Origin of the sequence: Mycoplana azooxidifex (assembly GCF_014196765.1) — a bacterium.
In the GTDB taxonomy this organism is placed as follows: domain Bacteria; phylum Pseudomonadota; class Alphaproteobacteria; order Rhizobiales; family Rhizobiaceae; genus Mycoplana; species Mycoplana azooxidifex.
Map to the genome: position 1 here is coordinate 437,669 of NZ_JACIEE010000001.1, position 22,096 is coordinate 459,764.

Sequence of the window (22,096 nt, forward strand, 5' to 3'; positions counted from 1 at the left end):
TTCAGTCTCCCCTGTTCCCGGCCATAGCGTAGCAGCGGTCGATGATGTCCATTGCGCGCCAGAGATCGCCGAGCGTGACCGCCGGCTTCAGTCCGCCCTTCAGGCGATCGATCGTGTCGGCCATCATGTCGTCGTAGCGGCGGGCCACGGGCGTCGCGGCCATGTCGCGCATGCCGCCGTCATCCAGCGTAATGACGTGCAGGCGGCCGTCGCGGTCGGCAAGGCTCGCATTCCGGGCGCTGACCCGCCATTCGAAGAGGCCCTGCGTCATGGACGCATAGGTATAGCCCGCCTCGACGATCCCGATACCTCCGTCCGCCGCCCGCAGTACGACGAGCGCATAGTCCTCGGCCGACGTGCCATGCAGTTGCCGGCCGAAGGAGACGTGCTCGACCTCGACCTCCTGATCTCCGCACAGGTTGATGAAGGCGTTGACGCCGTGAATGCCGAGGTTGCGCAACGCGCCGCCGCCGCTGACCGCCGGGTCCAGCACCCAGGCAACGCCGTCGTCGACATAGCGCTGCGGCGGACCGTTGATCAGCCGGAAATGCGAATGCGAGACCGGTCCCAGCCGGTCCGCCTCGCGCAGCGCGGCAACCTCCTGCAGAAGCGGGCTGAAGCGATGGGCCAGCGCCACCGAGGCGAAAGCCCCATGCGCCGCAGCAAGCTCGGCCACCGGCTTCAGCGCCGTGCCGGAGACGCCCACCGGCTTTTCGATCAGCATCGGCAGGCCCTCAAGGATGAAACGCCGTGCCAGTTCGGCCATTTCGCCCGGACGACCCATCACGATTGCCAGATCGGGCTTCAGGGCCAAGGCCGCATCAACGCTGCGCGTTGCCAAGCCGCCGAACCGGGCGGCGAACAATGCGGCACGGTCCGGATCGCCGTCCCACGCCCCGACGATGTCCGCGCCTGCGACCTGCGCCGCATGGGCATGCATGTCCGCATGCCAGTGTCCAACACCAAAGAAAACCAGCCGCATCCCGCGATCTCTCACATGTCATTTGAAGGATATCCTACAAGTACACATAGTCCGTTTTGATCAAGGCGCGCAAGGCCGGAAAGCCACCTTGTATCGCTGTTGTCGGCTTGGCGGTCGCATCGACCTGATCGGAAAAGTGCTCATTTGCTGCTGCGCGAGCAGTGCAACCGGATGCCGACGGAAAATTAGAAGTTCCAATGCACCCACAAGGGATCCATAACTATCGGCTTCAAGGGCGAAGGCCGCTGCTCATGCCGGCATTTGCAACTGAAATTTCGTGTCACTCCGCCCGGTGTATGCGTTGTCCCGGTCGGGGCAAATCCGAGCAAGTTGCTTGAGGAGCAGGTGCAGCCCGTGAATGAGCATGGAATTGGTTATGGTGTCGCCGGAAGCGGGCGGGACCGCGGCTCGGCCACCGGGTCAGGCAAGCGGCTGAAGGTCGGCTTCCTCCTTGCCCGGCAGTTCACGATAAGCGCGTTCGCCCTCTTCGTCGACACACTGAGGCTTGCCAGCGACGTCGACGACAAGTCAGGCCGGCTGTTGTGCGACTGGGAGGTGTTGAGCCCGAGCACGCACCTGATCCGGTCGAGCTGCGGCATCCAGGTCGCTCCGACATCGGGCCTCGGCGATCCGGAGCGTTTCGACTTCATCGTCGTCATCGGCGGCCTTCTCGGCGTCGAGGAGCCGCTGGCCCATGAGGCGATGTGCTTCCTGCAGCACGCCTCGCAAAAGGGCGTCAACCTGATCGGTGTCTGCACCGGCAGCTTCATCCTTGCGAAAGCGGGGCTGCTTGCCGGCAAGGAGGCCTGCGTGAGCTGGCTTCATCATTCCGAATTCAGGGCACGCTTTCCGAAGATCCGGCTGACGTCGCAGCGGATTTTCGTCGAGGACGGGAAAGTGACGACCTGTGCCGGCGGAAGTGCGGTCGCCGATCTTGCGGCCCTTCTCGTCCGGCGCCATGTCGGCGAGGTGGCGGAACGCAATGCCATGGAAATCCTCCACCTCGATCGCCGGAGGGACGGCTCGAACCTGCAGAGCCGCACGCCGATCGCCCTGCCCGTTCACAGCGACGACCGCATTCGCGCCGCGCTGCTGTGCATGGAAGAAAACATCGACGACAGATGGGATATCGAGCGAATCGCCGGCCATGTGGGCCTGTCCCGGCGGCAATTGGAGCGGATCTTTCGAAGCAAGACCGGCATCTCGCCCGCCTCCGCCTATGAGAAGGTCTGCATGAAGAAAGCGGCGCTGCTGCTCGAGCGGACATCCAAGTCGATGATCGAGATCGCCCTGGATGTCGGATTTGCAAGCAGTTCCCACTTCAGCAGACGGTTCCGCGCAAACTTCGGCATCACCCCCAGGCAGCTTCGGGAAAGAATGCGCAACCGAAGCGAAACGGCGGCCGCAACCAGCTGACGTGTCTTTGCCGGCGCGCGCGCCTATTCTGAAAGGCCTCACGCGCCGCAAAGCGGCGACCAAATCATTGATTTATGAGAGTTTTGGTGGGTGATCACGGGCTCGAACCGTGGACCCGCTGATTAAGAGTCAGCTGCTCTACCAACTGAGCTAATCACCCGTCCAGGACCACATCGCTGCGGTCTGGAGGGGCGTATAATGGCCTTCGCGAACCTTGTCTACCCATCGGTGGAATTTTTCTTCCGAAGGCTGCGATTTTTCGAGGGGTGAACAGGCGGGCCTCGCATTGCAGGGCCTTCGGCACCTGCCTGGCCCCGGCCCTTGTTCGATAAGGCATTGGATTTTTTTTTAAAATAATCTCCGCGGCGGGCTAGATGTCGAGCACACCGGTGGCAAGGCGGATCGCCTGGCCGCCGATGCGTGCGCCGGATATCTGCCCGGCGGCGATGTCGAGATGCAGGTGGATGATCGAGGGCCGGCCCATCTCCACTCCCTGCTCCACCAGCATGGGATGATGGCCGTCCACGAACTGGTCGAAGAACTGGATCGCGCCCGAAAGGGCCGCCACCGCCGAGCCTGTCGCCGGATCCTCGCGCCCCATGTCGGACGAGAACATCCGGGCATGGAAGCGGGCCAGATGGTTGACCGCGCCGCGACAATAGAGATAGGCGGATGCGAGCCGGCCCTCGGCGAAGGGAACGCAGCGTTGCCAGAGCGCCGGATCGAACTCCGCCTCGGACGCTGCGGCGAGATCGTGGACCGGCACCAACACGAAGGCGACGCCTGCGCTCCACAGCGAAGGAATGTGGTTCTCGAACCCGATCCGGCTGGCCTTCAGCCCGAAGGCGTCGGCGATCGCCTGGCGGTCGAGAGCTGCATCGAGCCGCATCGACTTGCGCGGCAGGTCGAACTCGGCGAAGGCGGCCCCGCTTTCGGGAAGCTTCACCGCGCAGCGCACGGGTCCGACGTTCTCCTCCAGGACGCAGACCATGTCGTGCGGCCGGCCCGCCTCACCGTTCACGCTCTCGGCGATCGCGACCGCGGCCCCGACGGTCGGATGGCCGGCAAAGGGCAGTTCGTGCACCGGCGTGAAAATCCGCAGGCGCGCCGTGTGCGCGGGATTTTGCGCGCGCTTTACGAACACCGTCTCCGACAGGTTGAACTCACCGGCGATCGCCTGCATGGCCGCATCGTCCAGCCCATCGGCATCGAACACGACGGCCAGCGGATTGCCGGCCAGCTTGCGGTCGGTGAAAACGTCATAGACGGCGTATCGACGCGACACTGCCTACTCCTTCGCACGATCGTCCCCTCCCGCAACCTGCACGAGGCCCCCGTCCCCGGCAAGCGCAAATCATCCCTCTCCCTTCATCTGGCCCTCTCATCCCTGCCCCTCTCGTCCCTGTCCACGGTCGAACAGCCAGGCGAGCACGGGCGGCATGAAGGCGGCATAGGCGTGGCGGGCCGGATCGCTGTCGAAGATCGCAACCGCCCCGTCGATCTCCTGTTCGGTATCCGTGCGCATGTGGCGGTCGATGACGGCGAGAAGCTCTTCCGCCGTCGCAGCGAAGCGATAGGAGCGGAAGATCGTGATGATGCGGTCGAAATGAAGGGCATGCAGGCCGGGATCGGCCACGGCCTGGCGCAGGTCCAGCCCCGTCTCCTCGGCCACTTCGCGCGCCATGTTGGCCTCCAGGTCGCAGACCCCGTCGACGATGTCGTTCTCGTCGAGCGAGCCGGCCGCGCAATAGACCTTGCCAGGATTGGCAGTGTGCTGCGCCATGCGGATGGCAATCACCGCGCCGTCCGACGACACGATCACCGGCAGGCCGAACAGGTGATGGCCGACGACGTCGGGCCTGCTCTTGCGCCACAGGAGGAAGGTCGAGAAGGACACCGGGTGCGCCGTCGTGCGGATGCCGGCCTTGGAGATCGAGACGTCGCCCTGCAGCAGCATCTGGCCGTTGAAGAGGGCCGGATTGGCGGCGATTTCCGTACGCCAGTTGTCCAGGATCGCCCCTTCCCGACCGGTGGAAAAGGGATGCGGGGCCCGGGAAACGCGAATCTCGAAGCCCTCGATCGGAAAGATCTCGCCCTCGGGCGGCCAGGCGGCGGGGGTCTCGTCGATGGAACGGTTCATCATACGTCCAGGGTCATGACGACGGGGCAGTGGTCGGAGGCCTTCGGCCGGTCCCAGCCGATGCGGGGATAGCGCTCCACCTCCTGCCCCGGCGGGAAGACGGTGCGATAGGGCTGCCCGCCGCGGATGATTTCCGGCACCCGCTGCTGGTTGCGGCGCGCCAGCGCCGGCGACAGCAGGATGTAGTCGAGCTGGCACAGGTGCCGGTCCTGCGGCCCCATGTTGTGGTAGAGCGTCCAGCGATCGTCCTCGGGGCGCTTGTCGACCGGATTCTCGGCGAATCCGTCGCGGGTGAAGACGTCGAGCGAGCTCTTTTCCTCCACCACCCGGCGGAAGGTGTATCCGTTGCGCCGATCGCCCTCGACGACGAGCCGCTCCTGGTAGTCGTTCATGTCGCCGCAGATTGCAAACTGCTTGTTGGCGGTGCCTCCGGCACCGAAGCGGTTCTCGATGATGCGGCGCACCGCCCTTGCCTCGGCCGTGCGCATCGCCATGGTCGAGGAACGCCCGTCCAGCCCCTCCCGCCCCGGGCCCATCGACTTCAGGTGCACGACGTAGAGCGTCAGCGGGCGGCCGCCGATCCGCAGGTCGAGCTCCAGGCAGTCGCGCTTGAAGATGCGGTCGGTCGACAGGAGCGGGGCGAGCTCGGGCGCATGCAGGCCGAAGTCGTCGAAGGTCACGCCCGCGTGGCTGCGCACATCGACGCACTCGATCTTCTGGCCGTCGCGCGTCTGCTCGCGCATCAGCACGGCCACGTCGATGCCGCGCTTGTCGTTGCCCTCGATCAGGAAACGCTGCCGGTAGCCGTTACCGACCATCTTGAACAGGTAGCCGTATTCGAAGGCCTGCAGCGATTCCATGTTGTCGACCTCCTGCAGGCAGAGGACGTCGGCATCCGCATCGGCGATCGCCAGCGCCGACTGCTGGCGCGCATCGTCGGCGAGCGCAATCGCGCGCGCCTCCTCCAGCCGCTGGAACTCGGCCTCGGAGCGGATGCTGAACAGCCGCAGCACCCGGTCCTGCCGGGTCTGGTTGCGAAATCCGGTGAAATCGAACCGGGAAAGCAGGTTCTCGACGTTGAAGGTGGCAAGGCGAAGGGACATCGGGCAAACAACCATTGAATCGACAGGGAGTTTAACGATCGCCGGGCGCTTGGGAAGCGGTTAAATCATTCCGCCCGGCAACCGGGAACAGTGGTGGGCACGCACGCGGTGGGCAAAAAGCGGCTTGTCTGCCGTGACCTCCGGCACCATGATCGGCCCCGAGATCGGCACTGCGATTCGACGCCTGGGGGAGGATCGTCATGAAGGCGAAGACGATTGCGGCGCGCCTCCTGGTCGCCTGCCTCTTCGCTGTGCTTCTGTCCGTGGCGCCCCCGGCCCGCGCCGACAGTTCCTATATCACCGACCCCGGCGAGGCCGCACGCGCCTTCGACGCCCTCGTCGCAGAAGCGGGCGGCAGGCCCCGCCTGTACGCGCTGGAACTCTCCGACCGGCGCCTGACTATCGACATCCGCGGCAAGCGCCCGACCGAATTGGACGAATGGCAGATCGGCAGGGTGAAGCGCCTGTTCTTCGCGTTCGAGACGACGGTCGGCCCGCGCCCGACCCGCTCGGCAGGCCTTGTCGGCGACATCGACAGCGGCTTCTTCGATCGCAGCGAGATCGCGCTGGAGAAAGTGCCGGAGGTCGCCGCAAACGCGATCGCCTACGCGAGGCTGGACGAGGAAGCCCATGTCCAGTCGATCGAGATCGCCCGCCATATCGATATTCTCCCCATGCCCGCCTATGGCGACATCCGCTGGTCCATCTATGTGACCTCGGGGAGCGAGAGCGCGATCGTCCGCACTGATGCCGCCGGCAACATCATCGGCGCCGACCTCGCCAACACCAACCGCGCCCGCAACATGGACCTGCTCGGCGACGGCGACTGGCCGCACAGGGAGGCCAGGGATGCCCTTTTCGCCGTCTTCGGCGACGAGCGACGCCTGCGCGATTTCACCGTGCGTCCGCGCGCAATCTCCGTCACCGCCGACTACCCCGCTGCCCCCGGCCGCAAGGAGGACTACAACTGGACGATCTCCGGCGTGACCCGCTCGCCGCTGCTTTCGCCGCTGATGCACGGTGCCGGCGAAGACGAGCTGTTCTCGCTGCAGGAGGTGGATCTCACCGCGCTCGCCCGCATCCGCGCCATCGCGCGCAATGCCTGGGGCCATGAAAGCGCGAAGCTGGAATACATGACGCTCCGGCGCGTGAGCGAGACGGCGGGAAAGCCGGAACTGCGCTGGATCGTCACCTTCACCGAGCGCAGCACGAAGGCAGGCGTTGCCGACGCCTCGGGAAGCGTCGAGGTCACGCCGGACGGCACGGTGCGCAAGGTCACGCTCCCGGCGGGTCGCGCGTCGGGCGCGGACTGGCTGGCGCCGGCGACGATATCGGCGACGCTCGGACGGATCGGCAAGGACTTCGGCCCCGGCGGCCGCTTCGCGGAGATCGTCTTCGACGCCGACAAGGCGCGCATCCTCGGCGAGGATCCGGTACGCCCCGGCGCCATGGCCGGGTTCGAGGCCGATGCCAGCGGCATGTCGCGAATCCGCAGGCTGATGCCCTGGGACGAGCAGTACCGCAAGGAACGCCTGTTCGACCTGGAGGCCTTGAGCGTCTTCACGCAGGGCGACAGCCTCGCGGACTTCACGGCACGCACCTACCGGCGCCTGCAGGTGGACGAAGCGACGATGCCGCAGATCCGCTACGCCTTTGCCATTGGCCAGATCATGGGCCCGGACGGAACCTATATGGTTCCTTCGCCCGACGGCCGCCCGACGCTGCAGGTGCGGCTGGAAAGCGCCGACGGCAGCCGGAACGGGCGCGTCGTCTATGACAGTTCGGGCCAGGAGATCGATGTGCGCATGCCCTGAGGCGGCAGGCTCGATCATACCCGAAAGGTAGGAGCACGGGCGACGCTCACAGGCGCCAGCCGCGCTCGACCGAAAACACCGCCATGGAGCCGGGTGCCAAGCGCTCGGCCGAAAAGGCCTTCAGCAGCGACCCGTCAGCGCGTGCCAGCGTCAGCGCGTGGCGCTCGCCGGTGAACACGCATTCGCGCACCTGAAGCGCGATGCCGTCCACTGCCGGGCGGACATGCTCGGGGCGGATCAACACGTCGCACAGGCTTCCCCCCGCCTCGCCGAGAAGCAGCGCATGGCAGGCGGCGCGGTCCAGGCTCCGCTCCCGCCCCTCGCCGACCGGCAGCGACAGGATGGTGCCCTGCCCGATCAGCCCGCCGACCACCCGGCCCTCCGGGTGCGCGTAGATCTCGTTCGGCGGGGCCACCTGCAGGAACCGGCCTTCCGACATCACTGCGATCTCGGTCGCAAGCGCCATCGCTTCCGCCTGGTCGTGCGTCACATAGATCATCGTCGCACCCGACCGGGCATGGAAGTCGCGGAAGGTTTCCTCCATCGCCGCGCGCAGGTGCCGGTCGAGATTGGCGAGCGGTTCATCGAGAAGCACGACGTCCGGCGACGTCACCAGGCACCGCGCCAGCGCCACGCGCTGCCTTTGCCCGCCGGACAGCGCCGCCGGCCGCCGATCGGCAAGGTCGGCCAGCCGCACGACGTCCAGCGCCTCCATGGTCTTGCGGCGCAGGTTCTCCCCCTTCACACCGCGCAATTTCAGCGGATAGCCGACATTCTGTGCCACCGTCATGTGCGGCCAGAGCGCGTAGGACTGGAACACCATCGCCATGTTCCGCCGCTCCGGCGGCAGCACGCCCTCGGCCGTCGAGATCACCCGCTCGCCGAGCACGATCGAGCCGTCGCTCGGCTGCTCGAAGCCGGCGATCATGCGAAGCAGCGTCGTCTTCCCGCAGCCGGACGGGCCGAGCAGCGCCAGGAAGCCCCCGTCGCGCACGGTGAGCGAGACGCCATTCACCGCCGCCCGCCCGCCGTCATAGGCTTTAGAGAGGTGGTTGAGGATCAGCGTCGCCACGGCAGCACTCCGTCCGGCAGGTAGCGGGCAAGGACCTCGAGCAGCGCCATCAGGGCGACGATCATGGCGACGACGAGGACCGACAGCGCCGATGCCAGGTCGGAACTGCCGCTGTCGTCGAGATTGAAGATCGCCACCCCCAACGTCTGCGTTCCAGCCGACCACAATAGAGCCGAGACCGTCAGTTCGTTGCACGCGATCAGAAAGACGAGGACGACCGAGGCGCCCGCCGCCGGCGCCATAATCGGCAGCAGGACATCGCGCATGCGCCGGGCAAGACCGGCGCCGGACAGCCGCGCCGCCTCTTCCAGCGCCGGGTCGATCTGGCGGAAAGCGCTGAGCACGGGCTTCAGGCTGACGGCGAAGAAGCTGGAGAGATAGGCGATCAGGATGATCCAGATCGTGCCGTAGAGCGAGAAGCCCAGCACCGGCAGCGGCGCTGCGAAGAGCAGGATGAAGGCGACCGCGAGCACGATCCCCGGCAGCGCGTAGGGGATTTCGATCAGCACCAGCAGGAACGCCATCGCCGGCCCCTTGCGGTGAAGCAGCAGATAGGCCGTCGCAAAGGAAAGCACGAGCAGGCCGAGCGCGGCCGCCGTGGCAAGAAACGCCGAATTGCCGAAGGCGGTCACGGTCACGCTCTGGCGAAACAGGATCTCGCCATAGGCGCGCAACGATACGGTCTCGGCGTTCAGCGGCACGCCGTAGGCGGGCACCAGCGAACTCGCCACCAGTGCGGCGAAAGGGGCTGCGAGGATGAGAAAGAGCACAAGCCACAGCGCGACCTCGACCGGTGCGCGCCAGGGGCCGAGCGAAAAGACCGGCGAGGTGCCCGAAAGCCCGATCGTGCGGTAGTCCCGCCCCGAGAGCGCCCGTTGCTGCACGGCGAGCCCGGCAGCGCAGATCACAGCCATCAGCAGCGAAAGTGCTGCGAGATCGGCAAAGGTCTGCGAACCGAAGCTTGCCAGCCGGCTGTAGACCAGCGTCGGCAGCGTCAGGATCGAAGCGGGAATGCCGAGGATCGCCGGGATGCCGAAATTGCCGACCCCGGAGACGAAGGCGATCGAGGCGCCCGCGATCAGCCCGGGCAGCGCCAGCGGCAGCACGATGTCGCGCAGCACCCGGCGGGGGGCCGCCCCCGACAGGCGGGCCGCCTCGATGCCATCGCGCGGAATGGCGGAGAGCCCCGCCTGCATCGCCAGGAACACCAGCGGCGCGTGCTGGACGCCCAGAAGCAACGCGATCCCGCCGATCGAATAGAGCGGCTGCGGCGTGCCGAGCGGCGGGGCGATGCCGAGCGTTTTCAGGAGCGGGCTCGCGGGTCCGGACATCTCGACCCAGGCAAGGGCAGTGATCTGCGGCGGCACCATCATCGGCAGCATGAAGGCGAAGCCGAGCAGGCGCTTTCGCCTGATGTCGGTGAGCGATGTCGCAAGCGCAAAGGCGACCCCGAGCGCGACCGAAACGAACATGCCGAGCACGGAGGTGGAAAGCGTGTTGGCGAAGGCCCGCCAGGTGCCGGTCTCGAAAAGGACCGGCGGCAGGCCGCTCCTGAACGTGGCTGCCAGACCGGCATAGGCCAGCCGGCCGAGCGGCACGGCACTCAGGAGAAGGATGACGAGGAAGACTGTGGGAAACAGCCAGCCGGGCTGGCTGTTCGCATTTGGCAGGCGGCGCATCCAGGATCAGTTGGTGCCGAAGATGTCCGAAAACGACTTGATGTCGCTCTCGCTGGTCTTCAGCGCCGAGGCGGCGTCCAGCGGCAGCACCTTGATCTGCTCGCGTGCCGGGAAGCCTTCCGGCATGGCGACGCCGTTGCGGGCGGGGATGTAGCCGAGCTTCGTCGAGACCTGCTGGCCCTCCTCGGAGAGAACGAAGTCGACGAACTTCTTCGCGTTCTCCTCGTTCTTCGTACCGCCAAGGATCGCCACCGGCTCGGTGACGGCAGAGACGCCTTCCGCGGGGAAGACGAATTCGATCGGCGCGCCCTTGGCCTTCTCGCGAATCGCCATGTAGTCGACCAGCATGCCATAGGCCTTCTCGCCGGTGGCGACAGCCTTCAGCACCCCGCCATTGCCGCCCGATGCCGCAGCGCCGTTCTGCTGCAGCGCCTTGTAGTAGTCCCAGCCGTAGCCTTCGAGGCCGGTCAGCACCTGCGCATGGATCAGCGCCGCGCCGGAGGTCAGCGGGCTCGGCATCATGACGAGGTTCTTCGCTTCCGCCTTCGTCAGGTCCTTCCAGCCTTCCGGCTTCAAGTCGGCTGCTGTGTTGTAGACGATGCCGGTGGTGATCAGCTTGGTCGAATAGTAGGCGCCGTCGGCATCGTAGAGCGTCGCGTCGAAATGGGCCGCCTCCGGGGACTTGTAGGCGAGAAGCTGGCCGGCTTCCTTCATCCGCTGCAGCGTCACCGTGTCGGCGATGAGGAGCACGTCTGCGACCGGGTTGCCGGCCTCGATCTCCGCCATCAGCTTGGCCATCAGCTTGGTGGTGCCATCGCGGACCCACTCGACCTCGATGTCCGGGTTCTTGGCCTTGAAGGCGTCGACGGTCGCCTGCGCATCCTCGTTGGGCTGGCTGGTGTAGAGCACGAGATCGGCCGCAGTCGCCGTCGTGGCGAGGAAGGTGGCGGCGGCGAGCGCTGCGAGGGTGGAAACAAGCGTCTTCATCGGAACATCCCCTGTTGGAAGATGCCGAGGCTTAGTGATGTCGCTTAACAGAGATGTGACAGCAACCGGAGCCTGTCGCGGGGCGAGCCGTCACACCCTCCCGTCATATCCGACCCTGTGCCGCATGCGACAACGACTTGGGCGATACCGCAAGCGCCATTGAGCCCATGTCTGTCTGGTCAGACCCTCGGGCGCGAGCCCGAGGGTGATGAATGGAACCGCCCGCCCCTCTCAGGCGGCGCCGGTCTCCTCGCGGATCAGCGCGCCGAGGCGGGAGATGCCCTCGTCGATCGTCTTCTCGTCGGCGCAGGAGAACGACATGCGGAAGGTGTTGGCGCCGCTGCCGTCGGCGTGGAACGCCTTGCCTGGCACGAAGGCGACCTTCTTCTTCTCGATCGCCTTGGCAAGCAGGCTGGCACCGTCCACGCCATCAGGCAGCGTCACCCAGATGAACATGCCGCCCTCGGGCCTGGTCCAGCGGACGCCCTGCGGCATGTAGGTGGCGAGCGCATGAAGCATCGCGTCGCGGCGCTTGCTGTAGGCGGCCTTGATCTTTTGGACCTGCGCCTCGAAGCCGCGCTCGGCCACGTGCGCGATCGCCATCTGGTTGATGGTCGAGGAATGGAGATCGGCGGCCTGCTTCATCAACACCAGCTTGCGGATGACCTCCGTATTGGCGACGACGAAGCCGACGCGCAGGCCCGGCGCCAGCGTCTTGGAGAAGCTGCCGCAATAGATGGTGCGGGTATGGTTGATGTCGCCGCCCTTGCGCTTGAGTTCCAGCGCCAGGATCGGCGGGATCGCCTCGCCGTCGTAACGCAGCGACTGGTAGGCGGCATCCTCGATGATGGCGATGTCGAGCTCGTCGGCAAGGTCGATCAGCTTCTCGCGCCCGGCCCGGTCGACAGTCTCGCCGGTCGGATTGGAGAAATCGGCTGAGAGATAGGCGAACTTCACCTTGCCGCCCGCCGCCTGCGCCGCCTTGCGGTAGGAGTCCGGCGTGCGGTTGCCGGTCAGCGTGAGCTGGTCGTAGGTCGGCTCGTAGGCGTTGAAGGCCTGCAGCGCGCCGAGATAGGTCGGCCAGGTGACGAGTGCGGTGTCGCCCGGCGACAGGAACAGCTTACCGAGATAGTCCAGCCCCTGCTGCGAGCCGGAAACGATGAAGACGTTGTCGGCGGTACAGGTGACGCCGATCTTGCCCATCTCGGCGACGAGCCATTCGCGCAGCGGCTTGTAGCCCTCGCTCACCGAATACTGCAGCGCAGCGTTCACCGCGGCTCCGGAGAAGATGTCCGCATAGGCCGCCTTGAAATCCTGGTCGGGAAACAGCGCCGGATCGGGAATGCCGCCGGCAAAGGATATGATGTCCGGCCGGTCCAGCAGTTTCAGCAGTTCGCGGATTTCCGACGCCTTCATCCGGGATGAACGCGTGGCAAAGATATCTTCCCAATTCAGCATGGGGGTTTCCTCGGAATTTTGTAGTGCGGGAGAGGAACACACCGGCCAATTTAAGTCAACGTTACTGACCTAAAATGCTTCTCCCTGCGCAGGCCGTACCACCGCGGGCCCAGTGCGGCAAGCAGAACCTTCCGGGTGATGCTAGACCGATCCCCTCAACCGTTCCGGCAGATCCGGTGCCGCGTCCTGCACGTCACGCCAGCGCTCCGAGTGGACGAAATCGACGATCTCCAGCGCCGGCATCGGCCGCGCCAGCGCAAACCCCTGGAGCAGGTCGCAGCCCATCTCCCGCAGCAGCCGCACATGCGCCGCCGTCTCGACGCCCTCGGCCGTCACGGTGATGTCCAGCGAGCGGCCGATCTCGATGATCGTGCCGACGAGGCGCCGCTGCGCCTGCGACCGCACGATCGGCTTGACCAGTTGGCGGTCGATCTTCAGCCGGCGCGGCAGGAGCTTCATCAGGCTGACGATCGAGGCGTGGCCGGTGCCGAAGTCGTCGACTTCGATATCGATGCCGAGCTTGCGGATCTCCGCCAGGCTTTCGAGGATCTTCGGGTCGCAGTCGTCGAGGAAGATCGATTCCAGCAATTCGAACGACAGCCGCCCTGCCTGCAGCGGCAGCGCCCGCAGCGAGGCGCAGAGGTCGGGGTCCTGCAGCCGGCGCGAGGAGACGTTGACCGAGAGCTTCGGCACGACGACGCCCTGCATGTCCCAGGCGGCGAGGTCGAACAGCGCCCGCTCCAGGATCTGCCGGTCGATCGCGCCGACGGCGTTGATGTCTTCGGCTATGGGCAGAAACGCAGCCGGCGCCAGAATGCCGCGTTCGGGATGGTCCCAGCGCGCGAGCGTCTCGACACCGGCCACATCCAGCGTCCGGGCGCAGAACTGCGGCTGGTAGTAGGGCAGGAAGCGGCGCTGCTCGAGGCTTGCCATGATCTCGTCGGCGGTCTTCTTGCTGACGATGATCTGCGCCTGGAATTCGCTGGTGAAGAACTCGTGGCGGCTGCGCCCCTTGTTCTTGGCGCGATAGAGCGCGAGGTCCGCGTTGATCAGGAGTTGCCGTCCGTCGATCGAGGATCCCGCCGCGCTGGCGATGCCGATGCTCGCGCCGAAGCGGCAGACATGGCCCTCGAAGGTGACGGGTTGGCGCATCGCCGTGACGATCCGCTCGGCAAGGTCGCCGAGGTTGCGTTTTTCCGGGCCGCAGACCAGGAAGACGAATTCGTCGCCGCCGATGCGGGCGACGAAATCCTCCGGTCCCATATGCGCCCGAAGCACGCGGGCCGCATGGGTCAGCATCCCGTCGCCGGCGCTGTGGCCGAGCGTGTCGTTGATCTCCTTGAAGCGGTCGAGGTCGATGTGGAGGATCGACAGGCGCGCGCCGGCCGCAGCCGCCCGGATCGCCCGCTCCTCCAGCGCCACGTCGAGGTAGCGACGGTTGGGAAGCTGCGTCAAGTGGTCGTGCAGGGCGTTGTACTGAAGCCGCGCCTGCGCTTCCTCCAGTGCTGCGCTGCGCGCCTCGGCAAGGTCCTTGGCATGCTGCAGTTCCTGTTGCAGCAGCACGTCCTCGGTCACGTCCCAATTGGCGCCCACCAGCCGCGGCACCCCGTCGGCATCGACGAAGGTGACCCCGCGCGAGCGGATATGGCGGATCTCGCCTTCGCCGCGGACGATGCGGAACGCCTGGCTATATTCCCTGCCGCTTTCGATCGCCTGCGCGACCCCGGCACTTGCGTGGTCGCGGTCGGCCGGGTGGATGGAATCCTCCCAGTCCGTCCGTCCGATCGCCCCCGTCGCTTTGCCGTAGATCTGGCGGATGCGCTCGTCCCAGGCGACGGTCTTGTCGTGCAGGTTCGATTCGAACACGCCGATGCGCGAGATGTCCAGCGCCAGCTCCAGCCGCCGGGACAACTGCACCATCCTCTCCTCGGCCTTCCGGCGCTCGGTGATGTCGGTGTCGGTGCCGGCAATGCGCGACGGCCGGCCGTCGGGGCCATATTCGACGACGGCGCCGCGGCTTTCGATCCAGACCCAGTGCCCGTCGCGATGGCGCTCGCGATAGGAAAAGACGTTGAAGACCGCCTCCGCCGATTCCTGCCGCTCGATCTCCAGGAGCACGCGTGCGCGATCGTCGGGATGAACGCTCTGGATCCAGGTCTCCAGCGTCCCGTCCACCGCTTCGTCCGGCGCCATGCCGCGGATGGCCTTCCACTGGCGGGAGTAGAACAGCTCGCCCTTGGCGAAGTCATGGTCCCACACCCCCTGCCCCGCGCTCTCCAGGGCATGGTTCCAGCGGCTTTCGCGATCGGCAAGATCGAGTTCCCGGCGCTTGCGCTCGTCGATGTCGACGAGTTGCAGCAGGAAGGCCGGCGCCTCGGCACGGCCGACGTCGAGGATCGACAGGAGACACCAGAACGCACTGCCGTCCAGCCGCCGGATCCGCAGTTCGCGGGGTTGCGAGGCGATGTCGCCGGCCTCATCGGTCTCACCGGCCTCGGGCAAAGCCAGGGTGACATCGTCGCCAAAGGCGATTTCGTCCAGCGGCGGGAGGTCTTCGACGCCGGCGGCGCCGAACATGCGCAGCAGCGCGGAATTGGCCGATACAAACCTGCGGCCCGCGTCGATCGTTCCCATGCCGAACGGCGAAAGCCGGAAAACCGCGTCTTGCGGCCGGCCGGCGGCGGATATCGTGTTCGCAGATCGGGATGAGCCCATAGACGCGGCGCCTACTCGCACTAACTCACGCTAACCATATATTGGACTTCAATGAAGTTCCGATTAATACCGGCCGTGCCGCATCGGCACAACGCCCAATCGCAGCGCTCGAGCTGATTGTCTCAGGGCTTCAGCCGGCTCAGGAACTGGGCAAACACCATGCCGCCCTCCGGCCACGGTCCATGCCCGGAGTCGGCATTGATATGGCCGGAATCGCCTGCATCGACGATCATCGAGCCCCAGGCGTTGGCGATGTCGTCGGCGTGGTCGTAGGTCCCGAACGGATCGTTTCGGCTTGCCACCACCAGCGAGGGAAACGGCAGCGGGTCGCGCGGATACGGGCCGAAGGTCATCAGGTGCTTCGGACGGATATCCGGATTGGCGACGTCCGGAGGCGCCACGAGGAAGGCGCCGGCGATCTTGTGCCCCACCTTCGGCACGGCATGGACCACCGTTGCGACGCCGAGCGAATGGGCGACGATGACGACCGGCTTCGTTGCCGCCTCGACCTCCTCGATCAGGCGGCCGACCCAGTCCTCGCGCACGGGCTTCGACCATTCCGCCTGCTCGACGCGACGCGAGCTCGACAGCCTCGACTGCCAGCGGGTCTGCCAGTGGTTCGGCCCGGAATTGGTGTAGCCCGGAACGATCAGGATCTCTGCTTCGGATACTTTCATGGTGAGGCGATGTGCGTTCGCCGATGCTCCGTGTCAAGGGTTGCCGCGGATCATCTCGTCGAAAGGCGGGACAATCGGCCGCAACGATGCTATCGTCAGACGATCTAGGGTACCACCGTGCGGTGGCTCAAGGTCCTGCCCGCGGCGGCCCTTTCGGTTCCAACCGGCAAGGAGGACTGAGCATGGCCACATTTCACGTGATGTCGGACGCCGAGCACGCGGTCGCCCATCCCCAGATCAACAAGATCACCATGGGCCAGGTGTGGGACGCCTTTCTCCTGGGCATAGACGACTTTCGCGAACAGCCCTCGCACTACGTATTTCTCTGCCTGCTGTTTCCGCTGTCCGGCATCATCCTGATGATCTGGAGTTCCGGCGCCAATCTCATGCCGATCATGTTTCCGCTGACGGCGGGCTTCGCGCTGCTCGGCCCCCTGCTCGCGGTCGGCCTGTACGAGATCAGCCGCCGGCGCGAGGCAGGGCTTGACACCTCCTGGCGCCATGCCTTCGAGGTGCGCCACTCCCCGGCCATGCCGGCGATCATCGTGGTCGGCCTCATGCTCCTGACGTTGTTCGTCGCCTGGCTCCTCGTCGCTGACAGGCTCTATGTCAGCCTCTTCGGCCCCGAGCAGCCGCAGTCGTTCTCGAGCTTTTTCCAGCAGGTGCTCGGGACGCGCGCCGGCTGGACGCTGATCGTCGTGGGCCACATCATCGGCTTCTGCTTTGCAGTGGTGGTCCTGGCAACGACCGTCGTCGCCTTCCCCCTCCTGCTCGACCGCGACGTCGGCGCCGTCTCGGCCGTCGAAACCTCGCTCAGAGCAACGATCGCCAATCCCGTTCCGGTCACCTTCTGGGGCTTCATCGTCGCGGTCTGCATGATGATCGGATCGATCCCGGTCTTCGCCGGCCTGGCCGTGATGATGCCGATCCTCGGCCACGCCACCTGGCATCTCTATCGCAAGCTCGTCGCCCCGGTGAAGTGACGATCGAGACGCAACAAAGCCAAGCCTTCGCAGCGCCCGCCCGCATCACGGATGGGCGCTGCCGCACGTCAACTCCTGCGGATAAGACATTGAATCCGTTCCCTTTCGGGCACAGTCACAGTTGATTTCCGGATGAAGGCACGGGAAGGAATCCGGCAAGTGGAAGTCGGCTCCGATGGCACGGGCGGGCAGCATCTCGCCAACGATCAGAGATCGAAGCGCAGTCAGGAAGCGCAGCCAAATGGCACGGCGCACGACACGACTCCGCCAACCGCTGCCGGCGGCGCCTTCATCGTTCGGCGGCCGCTCGAGACGCGACCTACCGGGCTCTTCCTTCTCCGTACAGGCTCGCCAGGATCAGCGCGGCGATCACGCTCAGAATCGCCAGGTCGAACCAGGCGAAATGATACACCAATGTTGTCATCACACTCTCCTCCCTGATCGTGGAACGACAGAAGGAAGTATGTGACAAAACTGTAACTATTTCAATCAGGGATATCGAAGGACACAAACCTGCCAAGCCAGGTTGCCGCGCGAAGCCCGGCGAGACGTCGCAGGTTCACGTGATGGTCACCGAAGCCCCCTAGCCGATCGGGTTGCTCCCGACCGGATGGCGAGCATCGCGTCGCGCCTGCTGCGCCGCCGCTAGCCCGCCTCGGCCGTCGCGGGCGCTGCCCCCGTGGCCGCTGCCGCCGGGCTGACCGACTTCACCGATCCGCTGCTGTCGATGAGGCAGGTGTACTTGCTGCCGGCCGCATCGAGATCGACGCGGTAGTTGGCCGCGTCGAGTTGGGCCGAACTCGTGGGCAGGATCCTGCTGCTGTCTACGCCGGTCGGCCCGGCCGCAGCGCTGGCGCACATCAGTTGCAGGTCGGCAGGCGCGGTGCCGAGGCTGGTCCGCGCCATGTCCTGCGGCGCCGGCGTCGATGACTGGCAGCCACCGGCCAACCCCGCTGAGGCCAGCATCAGCCAGCCGAATGTGATCCCCCTTGCATCCATCCCCGACACGTCCTCTCTCCGCTGTGGCGGTCAGTCCCGCCAGGCTCACATCTTCGTCTCTCGGTACGGTCTCGTCACACGCCCTTGTAGAGCGCCGCCCCCTGCATCAGTACGATCACCTTGGCCCCGACATCCACGCGGCTGTAGAGGTCGATGACGTCCTCGTTGTTCAGCCGGATGCAGCCCGAGGAAACGTCGAGGCCGATCGTCCACGGCTCGATCGTGCCGTGGATGCGGTAGATCGTGTCGCTGTCACCGACATAGAGATACAAGGCGCGCGGACCGAGCGGATTGTCGGGCCGTCCGCCGGGCATGCCGGCCGCCCATTTCGCCGCATTGGGGTCGCGCGCCACCATCTCGGCCGGCGGCGTCCAGCTCGGATTTTCCGCCTTGCGCCCGACGCGCACGATGCCGGCCCAGCCGAAGCCTTCCCGCCCGACGCCGATGCCGTAGCGGATCGCCTGCCCGCCCGGCTGCACGAGGTAGAGGAAGTGCTGGTTGCCGTCGATAATGATCGTGCCGGGTGCCTCCGCGGTGCGGAACGGCACGATCTGCCGGCGGAACGCCTCCGGCAACTGTTTGTTACGGGCATAGAGCTGGCGCGCCTTCTTCTTGTCGTAGTCGACCCACTTGCCCGTGCGCGCGTCGTAGATCTGCGTCTCGGCCAGCGCCACGAGCGGCCCGAGGCAAAGGCTGCCGGCCACAAGCATCAAACCGAATCGGCGCATCTTTCCCATGGTCGTGCCGCGCACTCCGTCTGTTCTCCTCGTCATGGCTTGCCCCACCCTTCGACACGCGCAGCATTCTGTTCGACCCATTTCCTGGCGTAGTCGAGCGGCTCCTGGCGCTCGACACCGAGCGCGTAGCTCATCTGCGTCACCTCTTCCGGGGTGAAGTCCACTTTCTCCAGAAACTGCGCGACCTCCGGCCGCTTCTTCGCAAAGGCTGTCGCGTAGCCGATCTGGAAATGCCCCGCATCCCAGGCGGTCGTGGCACTCGACTTGGTAATCCAGAGCGGGTCCTGCGCCGATACCAGTTGCCATTTCGCCGGATCGTGCGCCGGCTCCTCGAGCCTCTCGATCTCGTGCAACTGGAAGACATGGTGCGGCGCGTAGCAATAGAACACCATCGGCTGGTCGGTCGCGACCGCCGCGTCCACCGCCGCCATCGCCACGTCCTCCTCCACCTCGACGAGGTTCAGGTTCTTGTCATAGCCGTAGCTCTTCGCGCGCACCCGTTCGATCCCGGTCGAGAGCCAGGTCGGGGCGCCGATCCATATCTCCCCCCGCCCGTCGCCGTCCGTGTCCAGCACCTTGGTCTTTTCGGGATCGCCGAGATCGGCCACCGACTTGAACGTAGCCGCGGCCGCAGGCGTAGCGCACAGCCCCTGCCAGGCGGATACGTGCTTGCCCGCAAGCGTCACCGCCCCCTTCCCGTCGACGTACTTTTTGACCAGTTCGTCGAAGTTGGGTCGCCAGATCTCCGGCTGGATATCGACCGAGCCCGCCTCCAGGCCGACGAACGAGTTCATCGTCCCCATGGGCTTGACCTCCACCTGAAGGCCGAAATCCTTTTCGATGCCGACCTTGAGGATGTTGGCGGTGGCCTGCCCGGAGGGCCAGTTGGGTGCGGAAATGGCCAGGTCGGCTGCTTGCGTGGGTGGGGCCGCGAGCAATGTCGCAACGGCGGCCAGCGGCAGGTAGTTCCATGCGCTTCGCTTCACAGTGCACTCCCAGGTGTTCCGATAAGAACAGGTATGCCAGAAAGAACTGCATGCACGTGGAAGGGTGGTCGTCTGTCGTGGAAAATGTCGCTGCATCGCTCCGAAGCATCGAAGCGTCCCCTCCAGCAGCGGTCCCGCATTTCGTGGGCGAGGATGCACCAGCTTGCTTGGCCGCGTCAACTTGCCGTTGCCCCTTATTTTGGCAGGCCCCAAAAATCTGGGGGAGGCAGGAAAAGCAGAAGCCGGGCAGATGCCCAGCTTCCACAGACTGCTGACAAAGTCTTGTTCCGCTCGTCCAATTCTTAGAACAGGCCACCAAAGGGGCCCGTCATGCCGGACTTGATCCGGCATCCAGCGCGCTCAAGTCCTTGAGCGCAAAAGACACTTTCTGCGCCGCCGACGCGGCGCAACTGGACCCCGGATCAAGTCCGGGGTGACGAAGGAAAGGGGATTCCGACAAGAACGGGCTTGTCAACAAACTGAAGAAGCCGGGCAGATGCCCGGCTTCCACAATGTCTTCGGACGCGTCCGCCGATCGATCAGTTGACGGACTTGTCGACCAGTTTGTTCTTGCCGATCCAGGGCATCATGCCGCGCAGCTTGGCGCCGACTTCCTCGATCTGGTGGCTGTCGTTGTTGCGGCGGATACCCTTGAAGCGAGCGCCGCCCGCGCGGTATTCCTGCATCCAGTCGGAGGTGAACTTGCCGGTCTGGATGTCCTTCAGGACGCGCTTCATCTCCGCCTTGGTCTCGTCGGTGATGATGCGCGGGCCGGTGACGTATTCGCCCCACTCGGCCGTATTGGAGATCGAGTAGTTCATGTTGGCGATGCCGCCTTCGTAGATCAGGTCGACGATCAGCTTTACTTCGTGCAGGCACTCGAAATAGGCCATTTCCGGCGCGTAACCGGCCTCTACCAGCGTCTCGAAGCCGGCGCGGATCAGTTCGACCAGGCCGCCGCAGAGAACGACCTGCTCGCCGAAGAGGTCGGTTTCGCACTCTTCGCGGAAGTTCGTTTCGATGATGCCCGAACGGCCGCCGCCGACGCCGCAGGCGTAGGACAGCGCGAGATCGAGCGCGTTGCCCGAGGCGTTCTGGTGAACGGCGACGAGGCAGGGAACGCCGCCGCCCTTCTGGTATTCGCCGCGAACCGTGTGGCCGGGGCCCTTCGGCGCGATCATGACGACGTCGACCGACGACTTCGGCTCGATCAGGCCGAAATGGACGTTGAGGCCGTGGGCAAACGCGATGGCGGCGCCGTCACGGATGTTGCCGGCGATGTCGGCCTTGTAGATGTCGGCCTGCAGTTCGTCCGGGGTCGCCATCATCAGGAGGTCGGCCCACTTGGCGGCTTCGGCCACGGTCATGACCTTGAAGCCGTCGGCCTCGGCCTTCTTGATCGTCGGCGAACCGGCCTTGAGCGCGATCGCGACGTTCTTGGCGCCGGAATCCTTCAGGTTGAGGGCGTGGGCACGGCCCTGCGAGCCGTAGCCGACGATGGCGACGTTCTTCGCCTTGATGAGGTTGAGATCGGCATCACGATCGTAATAGACGCGCATTGTTGTTTCCTTCCCTTGTTATCAAACAGGTTCGGTCGACCGCCCTATGCGGCCGCCATGGCTCCCACGCCGTAGAGGGTCAGGAAGGACGCAACCGCCCTCTCCGCCCGCCCGGCGAATTCCTTCTTCAGCGCGGCCGGGTCGAAGCCCAGCAGCATGCGCAGGTGCGCATCGGTCACGATCAGCCCGTAGAGCGTGCCATAGGCCTCGTCCGCATCGTCGAACGAAAGCAGCCCCGCCTTGCGCCCGGCTTCCAGCAGCGTGGTCGCACGCCGGCCGATCTGCCGCCGTCCCCGCTCCTCGAGAAGCCGTCCGAGCGTCGGCCCCGCGCCGCGCGCGTCGCGCACAGCGGTCCTGCCGACCGTCTGCCCGATCGCCAGGCGGTTCAACGCCAGCGAGACCTCGCCCGAGAGCACGTCGAGCAGATCGAGCGCAAAGGCGGCAAGATGCTTGCGCAGGCCATCCGCCGTCAGCGTTTCCGACCGGACTTCGACGGTGCGCACCTTGCCGGCCTGGTAGGATATCATCGCCGACAGCAGCCCGTCGCGATCGCCGAACCACTTGTAGAGCGACTCCTTGGAGCAATTGGCAGCCCGCGCGACACCGGCTGTCGTGACCGCCTTCTCGCCGCCGTCGACAAGCAGCTTGAGCGCGCTTTCCAGCACGGCGTTCTGGCGCTCGTTCAAGCCCGCCCTCTCCGCCTTTGCTCCGCTTTCGTCGACGATCTGCACGCCTGCTCCCTCGGCAATCCACCCGGCTTGAAACCGGACAATTGCGTACCGTACGGTA

General features: G+C 65.7%; 18 protein-coding genes and 1 tRNA gene. 3 read left to right on the forward strand and 16 right to left on the reverse strand.

Annotated elements, in window-relative coordinates; all coding sequences use genetic code 11:
* Position 1: 1 nt before the first annotated feature.
* The gene (locus GGQ64_RS02090; protein ID WP_183798348.1) at positions 2-982 is read right to left on the reverse strand and encodes a Gfo/Idh/MocA family protein; all 981 of its coding nucleotides are present in this window, start codon (positions 980-982) and stop codon (positions 2-4) included.
* Positions 983-1,336: 354 nt separating this feature from the next.
* Between GGQ64_RS02090 and GGQ64_RS02095 the strand changes: the two genes are divergently transcribed.
* A complete protein-coding gene (locus GGQ64_RS02095; protein ID WP_425488475.1) occupies positions 1,337-2,398 on the forward strand; it encodes a GlxA family transcriptional regulator in 1,062 nt (353 codons plus the stop codon).
* Positions 2,399-2,482: 84 nt separating this feature from the next.
* Here GGQ64_RS02095 and GGQ64_RS02100 read toward each other — a convergent pair.
* From GGQ64_RS02100 to GGQ64_RS02115, 4 genes are all read right to left on the reverse strand, one after another.
* Positions 2,483-2,558, reverse strand: a tRNA-Lys gene (locus tag GGQ64_RS02100).
* Between the two features lie 210 nt (positions 2,559-2,768).
* On the reverse strand, positions 2,769-3,683 hold the full coding sequence (locus tag GGQ64_RS02105; protein WP_183798350.1) for a PhzF family phenazine biosynthesis isomerase: 915 nt from the start codon (positions 3,681-3,683) through the stop codon (positions 2,769-2,771).
* Positions 3,684-3,779: 96 nt separating this feature from the next.
* On the reverse strand, positions 3,780-4,538 hold the full coding sequence (locus GGQ64_RS02110; protein WP_183798352.1) for an NUDIX hydrolase: 759 nt from the start codon (positions 4,536-4,538) through the stop codon (positions 3,780-3,782).
* The gene (locus GGQ64_RS02115) at positions 4,538-5,641 is read right to left on the reverse strand and encodes an endonuclease/exonuclease/phosphatase family protein (protein ID WP_183798354.1); all 1,104 of its coding nucleotides are present in this window, start codon (positions 5,639-5,641) and stop codon (positions 4,538-4,540) included. The genes GGQ64_RS02110 and GGQ64_RS02115 overlap by 1 nt, the downstream gene beginning before the upstream one ends.
* Positions 5,642-5,841: 200 nt before the next feature.
* Here GGQ64_RS02115 and GGQ64_RS02120 point away from each other — a divergent pair, with 200 nt between their 5' ends.
* Entirely contained in the window at positions 5,842-7,455 is a 1,614-nt protein-coding gene (locus GGQ64_RS02120) for a hypothetical protein (RefSeq protein ID WP_183798355.1), read from the forward strand.
* A gap of 46 nt (positions 7,456-7,501) precedes the next feature.
* Here GGQ64_RS02120 and GGQ64_RS02125 read toward each other — a convergent pair whose 3' ends face one another.
* The 6 genes from GGQ64_RS02125 to GGQ64_RS02150 all read right to left on the reverse strand — a co-directional run bounded on the left by GGQ64_RS02125 (position 7,502) and on the right by GGQ64_RS02150 (position 16,043).
* Positions 7,502-8,527, reverse strand: coding sequence for an ATP-binding cassette domain-containing protein (locus GGQ64_RS02125; RefSeq protein WP_183798357.1), 1,026 nt, complete (start codon positions 8,525-8,527; stop codon positions 7,502-7,504).
* The gene (locus GGQ64_RS02130; RefSeq protein WP_183798359.1) at positions 8,515-10,206 is read right to left on the reverse strand and encodes an ABC transporter permease; all 1,692 of its coding nucleotides are present in this window, start codon (positions 10,204-10,206) and stop codon (positions 8,515-8,517) included. The genes GGQ64_RS02125 and GGQ64_RS02130 overlap by 13 nt, the downstream gene beginning before the upstream one ends.
* 6 nt (positions 10,207-10,212) lie before the next feature.
* The gene (locus GGQ64_RS02135) at positions 10,213-11,193 is read right to left on the reverse strand and encodes an ABC transporter substrate-binding protein (protein ID WP_183798361.1); all 981 of its coding nucleotides are present in this window, start codon (positions 11,191-11,193) and stop codon (positions 10,213-10,215) included.
* 231 nt (positions 11,194-11,424) lie between these two features.
* Positions 11,425-12,651 (reverse strand): aminotransferase-like domain-containing protein, encoded by a 1,227-nt coding sequence (locus GGQ64_RS02140; RefSeq protein WP_183798363.1) that lies wholly within the window; start codon positions 12,649-12,651, stop codon positions 11,425-11,427.
* A gap of 141 nt (positions 12,652-12,792) precedes the next feature.
* On the reverse strand, positions 12,793-15,366 hold the full coding sequence (locus GGQ64_RS02145; RefSeq protein WP_183798365.1) for a sensor domain-containing protein: 2,574 nt from the start codon (positions 15,364-15,366) through the stop codon (positions 12,793-12,795).
* Positions 15,367-15,488: 122 nt separating this feature from the next.
* Entirely contained in the window at positions 15,489-16,043 is a 555-nt protein-coding gene (locus GGQ64_RS02150; RefSeq protein ID WP_183798367.1) for an alpha/beta hydrolase, read from the reverse strand.
* A 182-nt stretch (positions 16,044-16,225) separates the two neighbouring features.
* On the opposite strand from GGQ64_RS02150, the gene GGQ64_RS02155 reads away from it, so the two are divergent.
* Complete coding sequence (locus GGQ64_RS02155) at positions 16,226-17,026, forward strand: DUF2189 domain-containing protein (RefSeq protein WP_183798369.1); 801 nt, start codon at positions 16,226-16,228, stop codon at positions 17,024-17,026.
* A gap of 645 nt (positions 17,027-17,671) precedes the next feature.
* Here the strand turns inward: GGQ64_RS02155 and GGQ64_RS02160 are convergent.
* The 5 genes from GGQ64_RS02160 to GGQ64_RS02180 all read right to left on the reverse strand — a co-directional run bounded on the left by GGQ64_RS02160 (position 17,672) and on the right by GGQ64_RS02180 (position 22,038).
* Entirely contained in the window at positions 17,672-18,025 is a 354-nt protein-coding gene (locus GGQ64_RS02160) for a hypothetical protein (protein WP_246422286.1), read from the reverse strand.
* 74 nt (positions 18,026-18,099) lie between these two features.
* Positions 18,100-18,753, reverse strand: a complete 654-nt coding sequence (locus GGQ64_RS02165) for a L,D-transpeptidase (protein ID WP_183799121.1) — start codon at positions 18,751-18,753, stop codon at positions 18,100-18,102.
* Positions 18,754-18,794: 41 nt separating this feature from the next.
* Positions 18,795-19,724, reverse strand: coding sequence for an ABC transporter substrate-binding protein (locus GGQ64_RS02170; RefSeq protein WP_246422289.1), 930 nt, complete (start codon positions 19,722-19,724; stop codon positions 18,795-18,797).
* 563 nt (positions 19,725-20,287) lie between these two features.
* A complete protein-coding gene (ilvC, locus tag GGQ64_RS02175) occupies positions 20,288-21,307 on the reverse strand; it encodes a ketol-acid reductoisomerase (protein WP_183798373.1) in 1,020 nt (339 codons plus the stop codon).
* A 44-nt stretch (positions 21,308-21,351) separates the two neighbouring features.
* The gene (locus GGQ64_RS02180) at positions 21,352-22,038 is read right to left on the reverse strand and encodes a TetR/AcrR family transcriptional regulator C-terminal domain-containing protein (protein ID WP_183798376.1); all 687 of its coding nucleotides are present in this window, start codon (positions 22,036-22,038) and stop codon (positions 21,352-21,354) included.
* Between the last annotated feature and the right edge of the window lie 58 nt (positions 22,039-22,096).

Bases quoted from the DNA above. Each gene is read 5' to 3' on its own strand.
- GGQ64_RS02110 (WP_183798352.1), bottom strand. From the start codon at position 4,538: ATGAACCGTTCCATCGACGAGACCCCCGCCGCCTGGCCGCCCGAGGGC.
- GGQ64_RS02140 (WP_183798363.1), bottom strand. From the start codon at position 12,651: ATGCTGAATTGGGAAGATATCTTTGCCACGCGTTCATCCCGGATGAAG.
- GGQ64_RS02115 (WP_183798354.1), bottom strand. From the start codon at position 5,641: ATGTCCCTTCGCCTTGCCACCTTCAACGTCGAGAACCTGCTTTCCCGG.
- GGQ64_RS02160 (WP_246422286.1), bottom strand. From the start codon at position 18,025: ATGGATGCAAGGGGGATCACATTCGGCTGGCTGATGCTGGCCTCAGCG.
- GGQ64_RS02090 (WP_183798348.1), bottom strand. From the start codon at position 982: ATGCGGCTGGTTTTCTTTGGTGTTGGACACTGGCATGCGGACATGCAT.
- GGQ64_RS02145 (WP_183798365.1), bottom strand. From the start codon at position 15,366: ATGGGCTCATCCCGATCTGCGAACACGATATCCGCCGCCGGCCGGCCG.
- GGQ64_RS02150 (WP_183798367.1), bottom strand. From the start codon at position 16,043: ATGAAAGTATCCGAAGCAGAGATCCTGATCGTTCCGGGCTACACCAAT.
- GGQ64_RS02130 (WP_183798359.1), bottom strand. From the start codon at position 10,206: ATGCGCCGCCTGCCAAATGCGAACAGCCAGCCCGGCTGGCTGTTTCCC.
- GGQ64_RS02155 (WP_183798369.1), top strand. From the start codon at position 16,226: ATGGCCACATTTCACGTGATGTCGGACGCCGAGCACGCGGTCGCCCAT.
- GGQ64_RS02120 (WP_183798355.1), top strand. From the start codon at position 5,842: ATGAAGGCGAAGACGATTGCGGCGCGCCTCCTGGTCGCCTGCCTCTTC.
- GGQ64_RS02135 (WP_183798361.1), bottom strand. From the start codon at position 11,193: ATGAAGACGCTTGTTTCCACCCTCGCAGCGCTCGCCGCCGCCACCTTC.
- GGQ64_RS02165 (WP_183799121.1), bottom strand. From the start codon at position 18,753: ATGCGCCGATTCGGTTTGATGCTTGTGGCCGGCAGCCTTTGCCTCGGG.
- ilvC (WP_183798373.1), bottom strand. From the start codon at position 21,307: ATGCGCGTCTATTACGATCGTGATGCCGATCTCAACCTCATCAAGGCG.